We start from the raw sequence: 18,226 nt of genomic DNA on the forward strand, positions 1-18,226 counted from the left end.
CGCGGGTCGGCGCGGGCCGGCGCGGAGCCGCCGCGCCGGGACGACGCGGGCGGGCCTCTTCTTCCTCGCCTTCCTCGGCGGCGACCGCCTGAAGCTTGGCGGCGGCGTGGGCGGCGGCGAGCTTGGCCTGTTCCTCGCGGCGGCGGGCCTCGGCTTCCTCGGCCTTGCGCCGTTCGGCTTCCTCGCCGCGGCGGCGGGCTTCTTCCTCGGGGGTGAGCGGTTCGGTGATCGCCTTCTGTTCGGCTTCGGCCGCTTCCTGGGCGCGGCGCGCCACGGCCGGGGCTTCCGCGTGGTCACGGGCGGCGGCATCGACCAGGGCCCGCGCGCGCGCCGCCTTTTCCTCGCTGGTGAGGGGCCCATGCGATGCCGCGCGGGCGTCGGCGTCGGCCGACGGATGTTGCGCCTCCGCCTTGACCTCCTGCATGTGGCCGCCGGAATCGGAGGCGTAGGTGCGTTTCTTGCGCACCTCGACCTGCACCATCTTCGAACGGCCGTGCGAAAAGCTTTGCCGCACCTGGCCCGATTCGACGGTCTTCTTCAGTTCGAGCTTCTTCGGACGCGCCGCGCCGCCGCCGCCGAGACCCAGGGGCTTCTTTTCGGTATCGCTGGTTTCACTCATCGTCGGTCCGTCGGTTGGCAACAACTGTCATCAAAGCGGGCCGGGGCGCCATCATACTCTCCGGTCGAATGCGCGCCCAGGCCGTTTCACTCCGTCTTGGCGGTCCCGGCGGCATCGGCATCCTGTTCGGGAAACCAATGGGCGCGCGCCGCCATGATCATGGCGTTGGCCTTGTCCGGGGTCAGCGCGCCGGCCGGGGCTATTTCCATCAACTCGTCGCCGGCGAGATCGCCGAGGTCGTCGAGCGTCTTGACGCCTTTTTCGCCAAGAGCCGCGAGCAGCGTGGGCGTCATGCCCTCGAGCGCGGCGACTTCGTCGGCGACCCCCAGTTCCTTGCGCTTCTTTTCGAGTTCCTCGTCGCGCTTGGCGATGAAGTCGCGCGCGCGCTGGCGCAGCTCGGTCGCGACATCCATCTCGAAGCCCTCGATCGAAGCCAAGTCCTCGACCGGCACGAAGGCGACGTCCTCGAGCGTCTGGAAGCCTTCCGCCACCAGCAGATGGGCGATGACTTCGTCGACGTCGAGCGCGTCGATGAACAGCTTGGAGCGGGTGCGGACTTCCTCCTGGCGGCGTTCCGATTCCTCGGCCTCGGTCAGGATGTCGATGTCCCAGCCGGAAATCTGCGATGCGAGTCGCACGTTCTGGCCGCGACGGCCGATGGCGAGACTGAGTTGCTCGTCGGGAACCACCACTTCGATCCGGCGGCGCTCTTCGTCGAGCACGACCTTGGCGACTTCGGCCGGCGCCAGCGCGTTGACGATGAATGTCGCGGGATCGGCCGACCACTGGATGATGTCGATCTTCTCGCCCTGCAACTCGCCGACCACCGCCTGCACGCGCGAGCCGCGCATGCCGATGCAGGGCCCGACCGGGTCGATGCCGGAATCGTGCGACAGCACCGCGATCTTGGCGCGCGAACCGGGATCGCGCGCGACCGCCTTGATCTCGATGACACCGTCGTAGATTTCCGGCACTTCCTGGGCAAACAGCTTGGCCATGAACTGCGGATGGGTGCGCGACAGGAAGATCTGCGGCCCGCGCGGTTCTTCGCGCACGTCCATGATGTAGGCGCGCACGCGATCGCCGGTGTTGAAGTGCTCGCGCGGGATCGTCTCGTCGCGCCGGAGCAGGGCCTCGGCCCGGCTCAAATCGACGATCACGTTGCCATATTCGACGCGCTTGACGATGCCGTTGACGATTTCGCCGATGCGGTCCTTGTATTCCTCGTACTGGCGCTTGCGTTCGGCCTCGCGCACCTTCTGCACGATCACCTGCTTGGCGGTCTGCGCCGCGATCCGCCCAAAATCGATCGGCGGCAGGGGGTCGACCAGAAACTCGCCGACCTTGAGGTCCAATTTCCGCTTTTTCGCCTGTGCCGGCGTCATCTGGGTGAATTCGTTTTCGACCGTTTCGACCACTTCGGTGTAACGGGCGAGCGAGATGGCGCCGTTGGTGCGGTCGATGGCGGCGCGGATGTCGTGTTCGTGCCCGTATTTGGAGCGCCCGGCCTTCTGGATCGCCTGCTCCATCGCGACGAACACTTCCTCGCGCTCGATGCCTTTGTCGCGGGCGACCGCGTCGGCGACCTGCAACAGTTCGGGCCGAGCGTGCACCGTGCGTTCTTCGACCCGATCCTTTTTTCTCGCAGCCATGGTTTTAACCCCGTCTCCTGCTGAGTCCCGCGCCGGGCGTTTCGCGGCGCAGGGAGTCCTTCAAAAACGCGTCGTCGACAACCAATTTTGCCCGCGCGATGTCGGCCAGCGCGATCGTGACCGGGCCTTCCGCCGTCTCCAATCGGACCCCGCCGTCGCCGACGCCGTCGAGCCGGCCCTGAAAACGCCGCCGACCGTCTTTCGGGAAACGAACCTCGATCCGCGCCGTCCGTCCCTTGAAGCGGTCGAAATCCGCGGCCTTGACCAGCGGCCGGTCGAGGCCGGGCGAGCTGACTTCCAACGTGTAGGACCCGGCGATCGGGTCTTCGACGTCGAGCAGGGCGGAAAGCGCGCGGCTGATTTCGGCGCACGCCTCCACGCTCATCGGGTGGCCGTCGCGGCGCTCGGTCATCACCTGCAGCGTCGGCGCGTGGCGGCCGGAAATAATCACCCGCACCAGTTCATAACCCATCGCCTCGAGAGTGGGCGCGATCAGGCGTTCGATCGCGGCCGCATCGCGGCCGCCGGTCGAGGCCGCTTCGGTCTGGTCGTGGTCCATTTCGGTTCGCTGCATCGAATCCCGCCGGTCGGCAAATCTCCGACAAACAAAAAAGGCGGACCTTGCGGTCCACCCCGTTGGGCCCGGATTTCCGGGCTCGGGCCAATTTTGTTTGTTGTTGTTCTGGGCGCTTATATATCCCCGGCGTCGGCGCGAGGCAAGCCCCCCTCGGCGCTCCCAACTCTCCGAAAAACAAGGTAAATACAGCGCGCGCCGAGTTTTCGGGCCTTGGCCGCGTAGCGGGTTTCCGGGGAGTCCTTCGGCCGTTCGCGCCAATCGCCCGGCCCCGCCGCGGTCCAGGCAAAAGCGGGATGGCCGAGCAGGCGCGCGAGCGTCCAGCGCGCGTATTCCATGTGATCGGTGGCGAAGCGCAGCTCGCCGCCGGGTTTCAGGATACGGGCGAACTCGTCGAGGCTTTCGCGCTGGATCAGCCGGCGGCGGTGATGGCGCGTCTTGGGCCACGGGTCCGGGAAATAGGCGACGATACGCTCAAGCGACGCGGTCGGCAGGCGCCCGAACAAGCGACGGGCGTCGTCGTCGAGCACGCGCACGTTGCCGAGATTGTCGGCCTTCACGCGCGCGAGCAGGGCGGCGACGCCGTTGACGAACACCTCGCAGCCGATGAACCCGATGTCGGGTTCGGCCTTGGCTTGGTGCGCCAGATGCTCGCCCGCGCCGAAACCGATCTCGAGGCGGATGGCGCGCGGCGCGAACGGAAACAGCGCCGCCGGATCGAATGTCTCGGGACCGTCGAGCGGCACGCGCAACGCGGGCAACAGACTCTCGCCCAATGCATGCCGCCCGGGACGCAGCCGCCGCCCGCGGCGGCGGCCGTAGAACCGCAGTCTCGATTCGTCAGCGGATTCCGAAGGCCGAGCGGAGCGAGGGAACAAGGTCGGTGCGCTCCCACGAAAAACCGCCGTCCGGTTCCGGCTCGCGGCCGAAATGGCCGTAAGCCGCGGTGCGGGCGTAGATCGGCCGGTTGAGGCCGAGGCGCTCGCGGATGCCGCGCGGCGACAAGTTGATCATATCCTGCAGGACGCGCGAGAGTTTGTCCTCGTCGACGCGGTCGGCCCCGTGGGTGTCGATGTAGACCGACAAGGGCTTGGAGACGCCGATCGCGTAGGACAGCTGGATGGTGCAGCGCTCGGCGAGCTTGGCCGCGACCACGTTCTTGGCGAGATAGCGCGCGGCGTAGGCGGCCGAACGATCGACCTTGGTCGGGTCCTTGCCCGAAAACGCGCCGCCGCCGTGCGGCGCCGCGCCGCCGTAGGTGTCGACGATGATCTTGCGCCCGGTCAGGCCGGTGTCGCCGTCGGGCCCGCCGACCACGAAGCGGCCGGTCGGGTTGACGTAGAATTCCTCCTCGGGCGGCATCCAGCCTTTCGGCAGTACCCGCTCGACGTGGGGACGGACGATGCGGCGGACCTCGTCCTGGCCGATGGTTGCGCTGTGCTGGGTCGACACCACGACCGAGGTCGCGCGCACCGGCTTGTTGGCGACGTACTGCAACGTGACCTGGCTCTTGGCGTCGGGACCGAGGTTGGGCTCCGAGCCGGAATGGCGGGCGTCGGCGAGCGAACGCAGGATGGCGTGGGCGTAGAACAGCGGCGCCGGCATCAGCGTTTCGGTCTCGGAGCAGGCGTAGCCGAACATGATGCCCTGGTCGCCGGCGCCTTCGTCCTTGTTGCCGGCCGCGTCGACGCCTTGCGCGATGTCCTTGGACTGGCCGTGCAGGAAAATATCGACCGACGCCTTTTTCCAGTGAAACCCTTCCTGCTCGTAGCCGATTTCCTTGACGCAGGACCGCGCGATGTCCTCGATGCGGCCCTTGTCGACCGCGCCGTTCCTGTCGACCAGCGGCATCGGCCCGCGCACCTCGCCCGCGACCACGATGCGGTTGGTGGTGCAGAGCGTTTCGCAGGCGACGCGCGCCTCGGGATCGAAGGTGAGGAAGGCGTCCACCACCGCGTCCGAGATGCGGTCGCAGACCTTGTCGGGGTGGCCTTCGGCCACCGATTCGCTGGTAAAGAGATAGTCGGTCTTGGCCACGGAAGGTCCTTTCGCCGGGCGGCCCGGGCCCGAGATTTTGCGCGCGCCGCGCCGCGAGGCGTGCGTTCGCACGATGGGCGGGCGGATTATGTGACAGCCGAAATCCCCGGCGTCAAGGGACGCCCGGCCCGATCTTGTCGGGGAAAAACCCGCGGAACCGCGCGATCTTGTCGCCCCGGTAGTGCCGTGCCCGTTATTCGTCCTCGGCGGCAATCCCGGCGAGCGACTTGGCGAGCTCGAACACGCGCTTGCGGACTCGCGGGTTTTCGATCCGGTAATAGGCGCGGACCAGTTCGAGGGTTTCGCGCTTGACCAGGGGATCGCGCTCGATCTCTTCCTGAGTCTGATCGCGCAGGCCCGCCTTGAGGCGCCCGGCGTGGGTTTCGAGTTCGCCCGCTATTTCTTCGAAGAAATAGGACACCGGCACGTCGAGAATCTTGCTGAACTCGTAGAGTCGCGATGCGCCGATGCGGTTGGCGCCGCGCTCGTACTTCTGGATTTGCTGGAACGTGAGCCCGACCGCCGCGCCGAGTTTTTCCTGACTCATGCCAAGCAATGTCCGGCGCAGGCGCACGCGCGCGCCAACGTGAATGTCCACCGGATTCGCGATCCCCGGCGGAAGGCGTTCGGCTTTCTCTATCGCTCCGCCGGCTTTGCGGCCGCGAGGTCTTCCAGGCTTACGTAAGGTCATGGCTTCCGCTTGATATGGTTGTCGTTCGGACAAATGCCATCCCTGCGCGCGGCAAGCGGCGATGATCCCACCAACAAGGGTAAGGGCATTGTCCGTTTTATCCCCCGTTATCGGAATCGCCGGGCATCCCTCCACGACGATCCGCTTGGCGCCGTCGTTTGCGACGTGCGCGAGCAGCACGACGTACATAATCTTCTCTTATTAGCGGCGCAACGCAAAAAAACCCTGAGAAAATCCAATTGTATCAGCGAGTCCTCGCTTGTTCGCCTAGAACGTGTATTGCTTGCGACCGCCGCGTGCGAAAAAAAGCACTAACGCGAGCACGACGAGCATCGCGGGCGTCGCCCACGTGCCGACGATCGAAAACGGCGTCGGCGACAACGCGACCGGCAACGGACCATCGGCGATCCCGTCGCGCCCGAGCGCGAGTTGAACCCGGATCCGGCCGAGGGAATCGACGATCGCGGAAATGCCGTTGTTGGCGACCCGCACCAGCGGCAACCCTTCCTCGACCGCGCGCAGGCGGGCGGCGGCGAAATGCTGGTAAGGACCGGGCGAAATCCCGTACCAGGCGTCGTTGGTGAGGTTGAGCAGCCAACCGGGCCGTTCGCCCTCGGGCGTCACGCGGCCCTCGAAAATCGCCTCGTAGCAAATCAGCGGCGAGGCGCGCGGCGCGCCCGGAATGGGCAGAGCGACCGGCCCGGGGCCCGCCGAAAAATCGATCGCGCCGTGAGTGATCTTGACCACTTCCGCCGGCAGCCAGGCGCGCAGCGGAACATATTCGCCGAACGGAACCAGATGCGCCTTGTCATAGCTGGCGGCGATTGCCCCGTCGTCGGCCAGCACGTGCAGACTGTTCCAAACACGAAACGGATTTTCGCCGGGAGGCGTGGCGCGCGGCGCGCCAACCACGAGCGCGCCGCCCGCCGGTACGGCGGCGGCGAGATGCGCGCGCAACTCCGCATTTCGTTCAAGATAAAACGGCACCGCCGTTTCCGCCCAAATCACATGGGTCGGGGGCGGCGACGCCGGCTCCTGGCTCATCGCCACTTGCTTGATGACGTGCCCGGCGCGTTCGGACGACACCCATTTCAGGTTTTGCGGAATCGCCGGCTGAACCAGACGCAATCTCACGTCCGCGACATCGGCGGCGGCCGCGGGCCCGAGGTATTGAAGCCGCGCCAAGCCGGCCACGAACCACGCCAGCAATCCGACGGCGCCGATGAACAGAACCGCGGCTTGCCGTTTCTTTTCCGGTTCCCAGCCGAGAACCGCCGGCACCGCCGCCAACAGCACTGTCATGAACGAGAGACCGTGCACGCCGATCCAGGCGGCGGGCTGGATCATGGTCTCCGAGAATACCCAGACGGTGCCGACCAGGTTCCAGGGAAAACCGGTCAGCACCATCCCCCGCAGCCATTCGAGAGCGACCCAAGCCAGCGCGAACCACAGGACGCGCGTTCCGTCGCCTGCGTGCGCACCGGCCATCGCGCGCGCCAGCCCGCAGGCCAGCGCGGGAAAAAGCGCGAGCCCGGCGCCGAGCCCGCCGACGGCGAACGGCACCATCCAGCCGAAACGCGCCGAGTCCACCAAGAGCGCGTTGCCGAGCCAATAAAGCCCGGCGACAAAAAAACCGAAGCCGAACCACCAGCCGGCGGCGAAGGCCGAGCGGATTCGCCCGGAGCCGAACACGATCCACACCAGTCCGGTGAAGGAGACCGCCAACACCGGCACCGCGTGAAAGGGCGGCAGCGCGAGAACGGCGAGCGCGCCGAGCGCGCCGGCGCCCGCGCGCCGCCCCCAGCCCATCGACGCCGTGATGCGGGCGCGGAGTGCGTTCACGCCTTGGCCGACGGCGATGGCGCCCCTCCGCCGGAAGCGGCATTGGCATCCGGCGGCGAAGGGCGCCGCCGATTCACCCTGAGCCGCTTGATGCGACGTGGGTCGGCGTCCAACACCTCGAATTCCAGGCCCGAGGACGGGTGGCGCACCAGTTGGCCGCGGATCGGAACCTGGCCGGCGGCGGCGGCGACCAGACCGCCCAGGGTGTCGACTTCCGCGCGTTCCTCGGCGGCGAAGGCGACGCCGGATTGGCGTTCGAAATCCTCCAGCGGCACGCGACCGTCGGCCTCGAACGACCCGTCGGCGAGGCGAATGACCATTGGCCGTTCGGGCCGGTCGTGCTCGTCCTCGATCTCGCCGACGATCTCCTCGACCAGGTCCTCGATGGTGACGAGGCCGTCGACGCCGCCGAATTCGTCCACCACCAGCGCCATGTGCACGCGCTTGACCCGCATTTCGAGGAGAAGCTCGAGCGTGCGCATCGACGGCGCGACGAACAGGATGCGCCGCATGATCTTGTCGAGGGAAAATTCGGAATCGCGGCCGCGCCACGGCAGCACGTCCTTGATGTGGACCATGCCGAGCGCGTCGTCGAGAGTCTCGCGGTAAACCGGAAGCCGGGAATGGCCCTCGCGCGTCATGATTTCGATGACTTCCGGCAGCTTGGCGCCGATTTCGACCGCGACGATCCCGGCGCGCGGCACCATCACGTCGGCGAGATTGCGCTGGCGCATGCCGAGCACGTTGACGAGCAGGCGCCGTTCGGCCTCGCCGATTTCGGCGGCGGCGGGCGTGCCGGACTTTTCGATCAGTTCGCTGAGCGTGACGGACGGGCCGGTGCGTGCCGCGCCGCCCCAAAGGTTCTTCAGCCCCTGCAGCCACCCGCCGAGCAACCGGCGTACCGACGGCGCCGATTGGAGCGCGGCTGGAGGCGCGGGCGGGGGCACGGGTGGAGGCGTGGGAACGTCCTTGTTCATCGCGCGCGCCTCCGCCGAACCCTTTCCGGGCGCAGCGTGTAGGGGTTCGGCACGTCGAGGGTTCCGAGCGCCTTGATCTCCAGCCGTTCCATGCGCCGCGCCTCGCGCGGGCGGCGGTGGTCGTGGCCGAGCAGATGCAGGATTCCGTGCACGACCAGATGGCGAAGATGGTCGGCAAGCGGCTTGCCCTCGGCGCGCGCTTCGGCGCGCGCGGTTTCGAGCGCGACGATGACGTCGCCGAGCGCCACCGGCTGGGCGGCGGTGTGGGGCGCGCACGCGCCGTCGAGGGCGGCGAAGGCGAGAACGTTGGTCGGCTTGTCCTGTCCCCGCCAGGACCGGTTGAGCCTGCGCACGCGGGCGTCGTTCGCCAGCACCACCGCCGCCTCGATGCTGGCCGCATCTCCGGCGCACGCGAGCCCGCGTGTCGCGCGCGAACGCCGCGCGCCGCGCGCGACGGCGAACGCGGCATGCGCCGCCCGCTCCGCGTGCCGCGCGGCGCCGGGCAGCGCGCGGCGCCAAGCCGCAGACGCGACATGCACGCCGATGTCGAGAGCCGGTTTTGCGCGCACGGGCGGCATGGGGAGAATCAATCGTCGCCCGCCGTTTCGCCGTCCCGCTCGTAGCGGGCGGCGGCGCGCGTCCGCTTTTCGGCGCGGTCGTAGGCGCGCACGATGCGCGATACGAGCGGATGGCGGACCACGTCGGCGTCCGTGAATTCGACGAACGAGACGCCCTCGACCCCGGCCAGCGTCTCCATCGCGTGGCGCAGGCCCGAGCGGATCCCGCGCGGCAAATCGACCTGGCTCAGATCGCCGGTCACGGCCATGCGCGAGCCTTCGCCGAGGCGGGTCAGGAACATCTTCATCTGCACCGCGGTCGTATTCTGGGCTTCGTCGAGGATGGCGAAGGCGTTGGTGAGCGTGCGGCCGCGCATGAAAGCGAGCGGCGCGACCTCGATCTCGCCGCTTTCGAGCCTCTTGGCCACCTGCGGCGCCGGCAGCATGTCGTAGAGGGCGTCGTAGAGCGGGCGCAGGTAGGGGTCGACCTTTTCGCGCATGGAACCGGGCAGGAACCCGAGCTGCTCGCCCGCCTCGACCGCCGGACGCGACAGGATGATGCGGTCGACTTCGCCCCGCACCAGCCGCTCGACCGCCTTGGCGACCGCGAGATAGGTCTTGCCGGTACCGGCGGGTCCTTCGCCGATCACCAGTTCATTTTCGTCGATGGCGCGCAAGTACGCTGCCTGGGTCGGCGTACGCGGCGTCACGTGGCGGGTGCGCGTGCGTACGGCGAGCGATTCGAAATCGGCGGTGCCGGCGGGCGACGCGGCCATGCGCAGCGCCGCCTCGACTTCGGCGCGGTCGACGGCGAAGCCGCGTTCGAGCCGCCGGTAAAGCGCGCCGAGCGCGGCGCGGGCGGCCGCGACCGCCTCGGCGGGACCGGCGACGGCGAGCGTGTTGCCGCGGGTGCGAATGACCACCGGCAGGCGCTCCTCGATCAAGGCGAGATGGGCGTGGTGCGCCCCGAACAATGCCTGGGCGAGCGCGTTGTCGTCGAACCGGAGGTCGGTGGTTTCCGCCGCGCCGGATGCGGTCTTACGCCGTTCACTCATGCCGCCAACCGTTCGCCGGCGAGGCTGTTGGCGTGCCCCGCGACGATGCGAATTTCGGCGATCGCGCCAAGCAAGGATTTAGGCGCCAGCGCATGCACCGCCTGCATGTAGGGGCTGCGCCCGACCAGCTGACCGGCGTGTTTGCCTTCGCGCTCGAACAGGACCGGCAGCGTGCGGCCCGCGCAGCGTTCGTTGAAGGCGCGCTGCTGGTAATCGAGCAGGTCCTGCAGAACCGCGAGGCGTTCGGCCTTGACCGTCTCCGCGACCTGGCCGGGCAGGGCGGACGCGGGCGTTCCCGGCCGCGCGCTGTACTTGAACGAATAGGCCTGGGCGAAGCCGACGTCGCGCACCAGCGCGAGCGTCGCCGCGAAATCGGCGTCCGACTCGCCCGGAAAGCCGACAATGAAATCGGACGCGAGCGCGAGGTCGGGCCGCGCGTCGCGCAACCGATCGACGAGGCGGCGGAAATCGTCCGCGCCGTGATGGCGGTTCATGGCGGCCAACACCCGGTCGGAACCCGACTGGACGGGCAGATGCAGGTACGGCATCAGGGCGGGCACGTCGCGATGGGCGGCGATCAGTTCGTCGCTCATGTCGGCCGGATACGAGGTGACGTAGCGGACGCGCGCCACGCCTGGAATATCGGCGACGTCGCGGATCAGGCGCGCAAGCGTCCAGATTTTTCCGTCCGGACCTTCGCCTTGATAGTTGTTGACGTTCTGGCCCAAGAGCGTGATCTCGCGTGTCCCCTGGGACGCGAGCGAGCGGACCTCGGCCAGCACCTGGCGCGCAGGACGCGAATACTCGGCGCCGCGGGTATAGGGCACGACGCAGAAAGTGCAGAACTTGTCGCAACCTTCCTGCACGGCGACAAAGCCGGCAGCCGCTCCGGTGCCGGGTGCCCGCGTGTCCGGCAGATAATCGAACTTCGATTCCGCCGGAAAGTCGGTTTCCAGGACCGTGCCCGAGGCGCGCGCCGCGCGCGCGACCAGTTCGGGCAGGCGATGATAGGTTTGCGGCCCGAAAATCAAATCGACGTAAGGAGCGCGCGCGCGAATTTCGTCGCCTTCGGCCTGGGCCACACACCCGGCGACCGCGAGCGTCAGGCGTTTGCCTTCCGCCGCCCGCGCGCGCTTGATTTCGTTCAGCCGGCCGAGATCGGAGTAAACCTTCTCGGCCGCCTTTTCGCGGATGTGGCAGGTGTTGAGAATCACGAAATCGGCGTCGGCTGCGTCCTCGGTCGGGCCGTAGCCGAGCGGCACCAGCAACTCCGCCATGCGGGCGGAGTCGTAGACATTCATCTGGCAGCCGTAAGTCTTGATATGGAGCTTTCGGGTCAACGCGCCGGCCGGGGGTTTCCGCGGCAATTGTTCGCCCGCGCCGGAGCCCTGTCAAGCCGCCGGGACGAGGCGCCGAACGGCGTCATTTCTCCCCGTCCTTCAGCCGTTCCTTGGCTTCCAGGGGCACGGCGTAGAGTTCGAGGCGGTGGCCGATCAGCCGGTAGCCGAGCTGGCGGGCGATTTTTTCCTGGATCGCCTCGATCTCGGCGTTTTGAAACTCGATCACCCGATGCGAGTGCATGTCGATCAGATGATCGTGATGGTCGTCGCCCGCTTCCTCGTAGCGGGAGCGGCCGTCGCCGAAGTCGTGCTTCTCGACGATGCCGGCTTCCTCGAACAGGCGCATGGTGCGGTAGACGGTGGCGATGCTGATGCGCGCATCGATCGCGTTCGCGCGGCGGTGCACCTCCTCGACGTCGGGATGGTCGGACGCATCGGACAGCACGCGGGCGATGATCCGGCGTTGGCCGGTCATCTTCATGCCCTTGTCGATGCAGAGCTTTTCGATGGTCGAGAGCACGCCCTTGTTCCTCCGGGTCCGGATGGACGACTTCGGCCAGTATAGACGAAGCCGGCGTTTTCCAGAACCCGCTTCGCGCGTTATTATTCCGCCATGAACAAGCCCGAACCCCGTGCGGTCTCCTCGGAAGCCCGCGTGCTCGACATCACCGCCGAGACCTGTCCGATGACGTTCGTGCGCGTCAAACTCGCGATCGAGCGCCTGGGCGCGGGCGAAACGCTCGAGGTTCGGCTCAAGGGCGAGGAACCGCTGCGCAACGTGCCGCGCTCGCTCGCCGAGCATGGACACACGGTGCTCGAACTGGTGCCCGAACGGGCCAGCGCCTCCGGCCCCGATGTGCCGCACCGGCTCAAAGTGCGCAAAGAGGCGGCAAAAAAAGTTTAGTTGTCCCTCGGCAACGTCACGTCCGGCGGGCGGAGAATTTACCACTCAATTGATATTCTGATCGTTTTGCCAAATCAAATACGCTTTGCTTTTCCAGAGAATCCAAATAGTTCTAAAAGCGACACGCGCGCACGCAGTCGAGTCCGGAAAACACCGCTCGATTTCTTGTCGTCGAATTCCATATTCCTCTATCGCCTCTTTAGATTGCTGATCGCAACATATCCTCACGAATCGGATACTTCATGGAGAATGGGCTTATAGGCACAGAAACCCCTTGCGTTGGTGAAATGATTTCACTATCCTGGCGGCGTTCCAACCGGCGGATAGGGCAATGACGACGGTCCGGCGCTTCGGCAACCTGCGCCTCGCGATTTTCGTGGACCACAATCCGCCGCATTTTCACGTCCTCGGCCCCAATTGCGCGGTGATGGTGAACCTGCGGACGTTCGAGATCATGGAGGGAAACCGCGAGGCCGGCGACATCCGCCATATCCTCGACTGGGCCGAGGCCAACGCGGATTCCCTCTGGCGGACTTGGCGCGCGTTGAACGAATAGGAAATCCCATGTCCCGAGCGAAGCGACCGAACATCGTCTCTGTCGAGCCCGCGCGCGGTTACGTCCTTCGCGTCCGCTGGCGTGACCACGGCGAGGATATCGTCGATCTTGCCGAATTGATCGCCGCCAAGCGCGCGCTCGCGGCCCTCAAGAAACCGAAAATCTTCGCCAAGGCGCGGCCGGGCGAGCACGGCTGGACGGTGCGGTGGGGCGGAAACATCGAACTCGACGCCGATTACCTCTACCGCCTCGCCCGCTATCAGGCGAAGGAATCCTTGCGCCCCGAGGCCTTCCGGAACTGGCGCGCCAAGCACGGGCTGAGCCAAGCCAAGGCGGCCGCCGCGCTCGGCGTCAGCGACCGCATGGTCAAGTACTACGAGGACGGCAGCCACATGATCCCGAAGACCGTCATGCTCGCATGCCGGGGCTACGACGCCTTGCGTTCCGCCGCCTGACTTCCCGGCGGTCGGGAATCAACCGCCTCTCGGCAACGTCACGTCCGGCGGGCGCAAGTAAAAGGGTTTCGGCGCCAGCGCCGAGCCGCGCCGGTGGCGTTCGGCGGCGATGGCGGCGACCAGCGCCGGGTCGGGCGCCGCCGTTCCCGCGCAAATCTCGGCCGGGATGCCGGCTTGGGTTAGCATCGCGCGCGCGCGGTGAGCCCCATCGCCGGCCAAAACGAATCCGGGCGCGAGGTTCGCGGCGCGGACGAATTCGGGCAATCCTTCGGGCGGCAGCGCCGCCGCTTCGCCGACGCTCGTGCCGGAAGCGTCGAACGCCTGCACGAACAGGTCGGCGCGGCGGCTTTCGACGGCGGCCAATACCGCATCGGAATCGTTCGCACAAACGGCAGCGAGAACTTCAAGGGTCGTGACGCCGGCGCACGGCTTTCCGGCCGCGAGCGCGATCCCGCGCGCCGCGGCCAAGCCGATACGGATGCCGGTGAAGGCGCCGGGTCCGACCGTGGCCGCGACCAGATCGAGATCGGCGTAGGCGCGCTTTCCTTCGGCCATGATGCCCTCGATCATCGGCAACAGCGCCTCGGCATGGCCGCGTTCCATCGCTTGCGAGCGGACGGCGAGCGTATTCCCGTCCGAGCAAAGGGCGACCGAGCAGGCGGACATGGCGGTATCGAGCGCGAGCACCAGCATGGAACGAGCGTATCAGCCGGCAAGCATGTGGCGTAGAACGATCACGATGCCGGCGACGACGGCCGCACCGCCCAGCGAAAAAGGCAGGTTCCAGCGCCAGGCGATGTGCCAGTGACCCACGCCGACGGCGCGCCCCATGATGATGTTGGTGGCGGAGAACGGCGACACGTTGGTGCCCATGCCCCACAACGCCATCAGGAACAGCGCCAGCAACGGCAGCGGCAAGCCGAAGATTTCGGGCGGGATGACGGTGCCGATCATCACCACCGCGATCACCGGGTGGAGTCCGAGCGCGCTCGCGCCGATCAGGCCGAGGGCGAAGGCGGCGATCAGGCCGTCGGAGCCGAGCCCGAGTCCGGCGATGGCCTCGCTCGCCCGCGCGTCCGGCACCGCCCGGGCGACGCCGGCGCTGAAGGTGTTGGCCGCCGTGAACATCAGCGTTTCCGTGCGCAAATCGGAAAGCCGGGTCACCACCTTGCGGGCGACATCGGCGGCCGAGTCGAGCGCGGATAGAATCCGCCGGTTCGCCCGCCACAGGACGGCGAAGGGTGGCGCCAGCAGGCCGAGCACGATCGGAATCGAAAATCCGGTCAATTCCACCAGACCGATTACGCCCACCAGCAGCGCGCCGACCAGCAGGGCGAGACGAAGCGCCGCTTCCGGGGGCAGCGGCACGACGGGCGCATTGATCGGCGCGCGCGCGGGATTGAGCAGGCGATCCGCGAGCCACGCGATCATCAATAGCGTGAGCGCGATGCCCGCCCCGTAGGGCGCGATCGAGACCCAGCGCACGTCGGGCAGGATGGCGAGGATGACCGCGGTGCCGACGAACAGCGGCGACCAGGCGGTGCCGGTGGCGAACCCCTGCAGCAGCGCGCGGGCGAGCCGGCGGCGCGTCGCGGGCTTTTCCTGCTTGCCGATCAGGATCGCGAGCAGCGAGACGGCGACCAGGTTGAACACCGAGCCGAGCAGATGGGCGGCGAGCGCGAGGGTGGCGAAACGCCAACCGGGCGGCTGGCTCGCGACCGTGTCGCGCGCGGCGCGCAACGAGGGGCTGTCCAGCGCCGGCACGGTGAGCCAAGCGACCGCCGCGAACAGCACCAGGAACGGCAACGCCGCCTTGAGACCGCGGCCGAGCGTTTGCAAAGCCGCGTCGAGCGCCGGCGAATCCGGCGCGGAAGCCGCCGCCGCGAGACCGGCGACGATCAGAGCCCCGGCGATCAGAAGTTGCGGCCAGGCGACAAAGCGCACTTCGAGGAGGATGAAGAGGGCGAGGCACCCGACCGCCGCCGTTTCCGCTCCCGGAACCGCGAAGGCATCGAGCAGGGCGGCGGCGACGAGTCCGAGAAACAACCAGGACGAAAGCGAGGGCATGGCGCGCGATTTGCCGCTTTCAGGGGAAGGGCCCCGGTTTATACTGCCCGCACCGGGGTATTTCCGCAAATTTCCGGATCAACGCGCATTATGCTGGTCGAAATCGGCGAGACGAGCCATGGGGTCCTGATCGACCTCCGCTACGGGACCTCGGACAATTTCACGGGCAAAACGGTCTATCGCAACCCGCGCTGCTATTTGCACCGCGACGCGGAAGCGTTGCTCGTACGCGCGATCGACTTGGCCGCGCGCCAGGGTCTCAAAATCAAGATCTTCGACGCCTTCCGTCCGTCGGAAGCGCAGTGGGTATTGTGGGACCATACGCCCGATCCCGAATTCCTCGCCGATCCCCGGCGCGGCTCGCCCCATTCGCGCGGCGCCGCCCTCGATCTCACGCTGACGGACGGGATCGGGCGCGAGCTGGAGATGGGAACCTCCTTCGACGCCTTCACGCCCCTCTCGCACCACGGCAGCGTCGCCGTGCCGGAGCAGGCGCAACGCAACCGCTTTCTTCTGCTGGGGCTGATGACGGCGGCCGGGTTCGATTTCTTCCGCAACGAATGGTGGCATTATCAGATGTTCGACAGCCGCCGTTATCCGGTGCTGTCCGACAGCGTGCTGCCGGCGCCCATGATGTGACGATTATTTGCCGCGCGCCGGCGGAGTCAGAATCGTGTCGGCGGGCGGATGCGCGTCGTCGGGCCTGGGATAGTCGAGAATGTGGTGCAGCCCGCGGCTCTCTTTCCGCGCCAGCGCCGAGCGGATAATCAATTCCGACGTCACCGCCATATCGCGCAATTCGATCAACGCCGGCGTGACCCGGAAGCGAGCGTAGTATTCCTCGATTTCCCGTTTTAGCAGTTCGATCCGGCTGAGCGCCCGCTGCAGGCGTTTTTCGGTGCGCACGATGCCGACGTAGTCCCACATGAATTGCCGGATTTCGTCGCGGTTGTGGCTGACCACCACCTCTTCGTCCGAATCGCGCACCTGGCTTTCGTCCCACGGCGCGAGCGCGCGTGGCGGCTCGTAGGCCGGCAGCGCCCGCGCGGCGTCTTCGGCGGCGGCACGGGCGAAGACGATGCATTCGAGCAGCGAATTGGACGCCAGCCGGTTGGCCCCGTGCAGGCCGGTGAAGGCGCATTCGCCCGCGGCGTAGAGCGCGGCGAGGTCGGTCCGCGCCGCGAGGTCGGTCACGATGCCACCGCAGGTGTAGTGCGCCGCCGGCACCACCGGGATCGGTCCCCGGGTCATGTCGAAGCCCGCCTCCAGGCAGCGGCGATGGAGCATCGGGAAATGTTCGCGCACGAAATCCGCCGGACGGTGGCTGATGTCGAGATGGACGTAGGCGAGGCCGAGCCGTTTCATTTCGTGGTCGATGGCGCGGGCGACGATGTCGCGCGGCGCGAGCTCGGCCCGCGAATCGAACCGGTCCATGAATCGATCGCCCCCCGGAAGAGCAAGCACGCCGCCCTCGCCGCGCACCGCCTCGCTGATCAGGAGCGGCTCGGCGTCGCGCACATAGAGCGACGTGGGGTGAAACTGGGTGAATTCCATGTTGGCGACGCGGCAACCCGCCCGCCAGGCCATGGCGAGGCCGTCGCCGCCGCCCGCGGCCGGGTTGGTGCAGTGGCGATAGACGCCGCTCGCGCCCCCGGTCGCCATCATCACCGCGCGCGCGGCGAACGTCTCAACCCGGCCGGAGGCGGTGTCGAGCGCGTAGGCTCCGATGCAACGCGGCTTGCCGTCCGCGCCCCGGATCAAGTCGATGGCAAGCCGGTTTTCGATCAGGCGCAGGTTGGGCCGCCTGACCGCCTCGTTTTCCAGGCACGCCTGGACCGCGCGCCCCGTCGCGTCCTCGGCGTGCACCACGCGGCGGAAGCTGTGCCCGCCCTCGCGCGTCAGGTGCGGCGTCTTGCCCGGTCCATTCTTCTCCCACGTCAGTTCGATGCCGAGGCCGATCAGCCAGCGGATGGTTTCGGGCCCGCGCTCGACCGCGAAGCGGACCGCGCGCTCGTGGCAAAGGCCGGCTCCGGCCGCGAGGGTGTCCCGCACGTGCGCCTCGATCGAATCGTCCGGGCCGAGCACGGCGGCGATGCCGCCTTGCGCCCGGTTGGTGGCGCCCTGGTTGAGCCGTCCCTTGGACAGCACCGTGACCGCGAGCGTGCGCGGCAGATCGAGCGCGAAGGCGAGGCCGGCGGCCCCGCTGCCGAGCACCAGCACGTCGCAGACGTGGCTCGAGGGGTTCATGGCGGCTACGATCTCCGTGCGAAGCCCGGCGGCGGATTACTCGATCCGGCAGGCTTCCTCGAACGCAAAGCGCGGGCTGCGCGGGAAAAGATTCTTCGTGCTGCCGTGGCCGAGGTTGCAGAGAAAGTTCGACCTGACCTTGCCGCCCGGGAAGAACAGTTTATCCACCATCGCGTTGTCGAATCCCGACATCGGGCCGCAATCGAGGCCGAGGGCGCGCGCGGCGAGAATGAGATAGGCGCCTTGCAGCGTGCCGTTGCGGAAAGCGGTGGTCTCGATCAACGATTGGTTGCCCACGAACCATGCGCGCGCGTCGGTGTGCGGAAAAAGCTTGGGCAGGTGCTCGTAAAATTCGAGGTCGTGCCCGACGATGGCGACGGCCGGCGCGGTCATGGTTTTTTCGACGTTGGTCGGCATCAGCGCGGGCTTCAGCTTTTCCTTGGCCGCCGCGCTGGTCACGAACACGATCCGCGCCGGGCTGCAATTGGCGCTGGTCGGCCCCATGCGCGCGAGATCCCACACCTTGCGCAGCGTCGCTTCGGGGATCGGATCGGGTTTCCAGGCGTTGTAGGTGCGCGCCTCGAGAAAAAGCTGGTCGAGAGCGGCCTGATCGAGCGCGTGGGACATCGGTTGGTCTCCGTAGTTGAAGGGCG

20 protein-coding genes are annotated in these 18,226 nt (G+C 67.5%); 4 read left to right on the forward strand and 16 right to left on the reverse strand.

Annotated elements, in window-relative coordinates; genetic code table 11:
* From FJ311_07155 to FJ311_07210, 12 genes are all read right to left on the reverse strand, one after another.
* On the reverse strand, positions 1-619 hold a 619-nt coding region (locus tag FJ311_07155; protein MBM3951214.1), incomplete at its 3' end, for a translation initiation factor IF-2.
* A gap of 86 nt (positions 620-705) precedes the next feature.
* Positions 706-2,271 (reverse strand): transcription termination/antitermination protein NusA, encoded by a 1,566-nt coding sequence (gene nusA / locus FJ311_07160; GenBank protein ID MBM3951215.1) that lies wholly within the window; start codon positions 2,269-2,271, stop codon positions 706-708.
* A 4-nt stretch (positions 2,272-2,275) separates the two neighbouring features.
* Positions 2,276-2,830, reverse strand: a complete 555-nt coding sequence (gene rimP / locus FJ311_07165; protein ID MBM3951216.1) for a ribosome maturation factor RimP — start codon at positions 2,828-2,830, stop codon at positions 2,276-2,278.
* A gap of 131 nt (positions 2,831-2,961) precedes the next feature.
* Positions 2,962-3,723 (reverse strand): tRNA (guanosine(46)-N7)-methyltransferase TrmB, encoded by a 762-nt coding sequence (gene trmB / locus FJ311_07170; GenBank protein ID MBM3951217.1) that lies wholly within the window; start codon positions 3,721-3,723, stop codon positions 2,962-2,964.
* Entirely contained in the window at positions 3,686-4,882 is a 1,197-nt protein-coding gene (locus FJ311_07175; GenBank protein MBM3951218.1) for a methionine adenosyltransferase, read from the reverse strand. Before FJ311_07175 ends, trmB begins: the two co-directional genes overlap by 38 nt.
* A 193-nt stretch (positions 4,883-5,075) precedes the next feature.
* Positions 5,076-5,573, reverse strand: coding sequence for a helix-turn-helix transcriptional regulator (locus tag FJ311_07180; GenBank protein MBM3951219.1), 498 nt, complete (start codon positions 5,571-5,573; stop codon positions 5,076-5,078).
* Between the two features lie 267 nt (positions 5,574-5,840).
* Positions 5,841-7,415: an apolipoprotein N-acyltransferase gene (gene lnt, locus FJ311_07185; GenBank protein ID MBM3951220.1), complete on the reverse strand. Its 1,575-nt coding sequence runs from the start codon at positions 7,413-7,415 to the stop codon at positions 5,841-5,843.
* Positions 7,412-8,392 carry an HlyC/CorC family transporter gene (locus FJ311_07190; protein ID MBM3951221.1) on the reverse strand — a complete coding sequence of 327 codons (981 nt, stop codon included), beginning with the start codon at positions 8,390-8,392 and terminating at the stop codon, positions 7,412-7,414. The genes lnt and FJ311_07190 overlap by 4 nt, the downstream gene beginning before the upstream one ends.
* Complete coding sequence (gene ybeY / locus FJ311_07195; protein MBM3951222.1) at positions 8,389-8,970, reverse strand: rRNA maturation RNase YbeY; 582 nt, start codon at positions 8,968-8,970, stop codon at positions 8,389-8,391. The genes FJ311_07190 and ybeY overlap by 4 nt, the downstream gene beginning before the upstream one ends.
* Before the next feature lie 8 nt (positions 8,971-8,978).
* Positions 8,979-10,004, reverse strand: coding sequence for a phosphate starvation-inducible protein PhoH (gene phoH / locus FJ311_07200; GenBank protein MBM3951223.1), 1,026 nt, complete (start codon positions 10,002-10,004; stop codon positions 8,979-8,981).
* Positions 10,001-11,344 carry a tRNA (N6-isopentenyl adenosine(37)-C2)-methylthiotransferase MiaB gene (gene miaB / locus FJ311_07205; GenBank protein ID MBM3951224.1) on the reverse strand — a complete coding sequence of 448 codons (1,344 nt, stop codon included), beginning with the start codon at positions 11,342-11,344 and terminating at the stop codon, positions 10,001-10,003. Before miaB ends, phoH begins: the two co-directional genes overlap by 4 nt.
* Before the next feature lie 82 nt (positions 11,345-11,426).
* Positions 11,427-11,864, reverse strand: a complete 438-nt coding sequence (locus tag FJ311_07210; GenBank protein MBM3951225.1) for a transcriptional repressor — start codon at positions 11,862-11,864, stop codon at positions 11,427-11,429.
* Between the two features lie 93 nt (positions 11,865-11,957).
* Between FJ311_07210 and FJ311_07215 the strand changes: the two genes are divergently transcribed.
* The 3 genes from FJ311_07215 to FJ311_07225 all read left to right on the forward strand — a co-directional run bounded on the left by FJ311_07215 (position 11,958) and on the right by FJ311_07225 (position 13,259).
* Positions 11,958-12,248, forward strand: coding sequence for a sulfurtransferase TusA family protein (locus tag FJ311_07215; GenBank protein ID MBM3951226.1), 291 nt, complete (start codon positions 11,958-11,960; stop codon positions 12,246-12,248).
* A gap of 331 nt (positions 12,249-12,579) precedes the next feature.
* Positions 12,580-12,804 (forward strand): DUF4160 domain-containing protein, encoded by a 225-nt coding sequence (locus FJ311_07220; protein MBM3951227.1) that lies wholly within the window; start codon positions 12,580-12,582, stop codon positions 12,802-12,804.
* An 8-nt stretch (positions 12,805-12,812) separates the two neighbouring features.
* On the forward strand, positions 12,813-13,259 hold the full coding sequence (locus FJ311_07225; protein ID MBM3951228.1) for a helix-turn-helix transcriptional regulator: 447 nt from the start codon (positions 12,813-12,815) through the stop codon (positions 13,257-13,259).
* Positions 13,260-13,277: 18 nt separating this feature from the next.
* Here the strand turns inward: FJ311_07225 and tsaB are convergent, their stop codons facing one another.
* Both tsaB and FJ311_07235 read right to left on the reverse strand, forming a co-directional pair.
* Positions 13,278-13,952, reverse strand: coding sequence for a tRNA (adenosine(37)-N6)-threonylcarbamoyltransferase complex dimerization subunit type 1 TsaB (gene tsaB / locus FJ311_07230; GenBank protein ID MBM3951229.1), 675 nt, complete (start codon positions 13,950-13,952; stop codon positions 13,278-13,280).
* A gap of 12 nt (positions 13,953-13,964) precedes the next feature.
* A complete protein-coding gene (locus FJ311_07235) occupies positions 13,965-15,326 on the reverse strand; it encodes a hypothetical protein (protein ID MBM3951230.1) in 1,362 nt (453 codons plus the stop codon).
* Between the two features lie 90 nt (positions 15,327-15,416).
* Here FJ311_07235 and ddpX point away from each other — a divergent pair, with 90 nt between their 5' ends.
* On the forward strand, positions 15,417-15,965 hold the full coding sequence (gene ddpX, locus FJ311_07240) for a D-alanyl-D-alanine dipeptidase (protein ID MBM3951231.1): 549 nt from the start codon (positions 15,417-15,419) through the stop codon (positions 15,963-15,965).
* 3 nt (positions 15,966-15,968) lie between these two features.
* Here ddpX and nadB read toward each other — a convergent pair whose 3' ends face one another.
* Both nadB and FJ311_07250 read right to left on the reverse strand, forming a co-directional pair.
* A complete protein-coding gene (nadB, locus tag FJ311_07245; protein ID MBM3951232.1) occupies positions 15,969-17,573 on the reverse strand; it encodes an L-aspartate oxidase in 1,605 nt (534 codons plus the stop codon).
* A gap of 36 nt (positions 17,574-17,609) precedes the next feature.
* A complete protein-coding gene (locus tag FJ311_07250) occupies positions 17,610-18,200 on the reverse strand; it encodes a malonic semialdehyde reductase (GenBank protein MBM3951233.1) in 591 nt (196 codons plus the stop codon).
* Positions 18,201-18,226: the final 26 nt, after the last annotated feature.

It is taken from the genome of Rhodospirillales bacterium (assembly GCA_016872535.1).
Classification (GTDB): Bacteria; Pseudomonadota; Alphaproteobacteria; order Rhodospirillales; family 2-12-FULL-67-15; genus 2-12-FULL-67-15.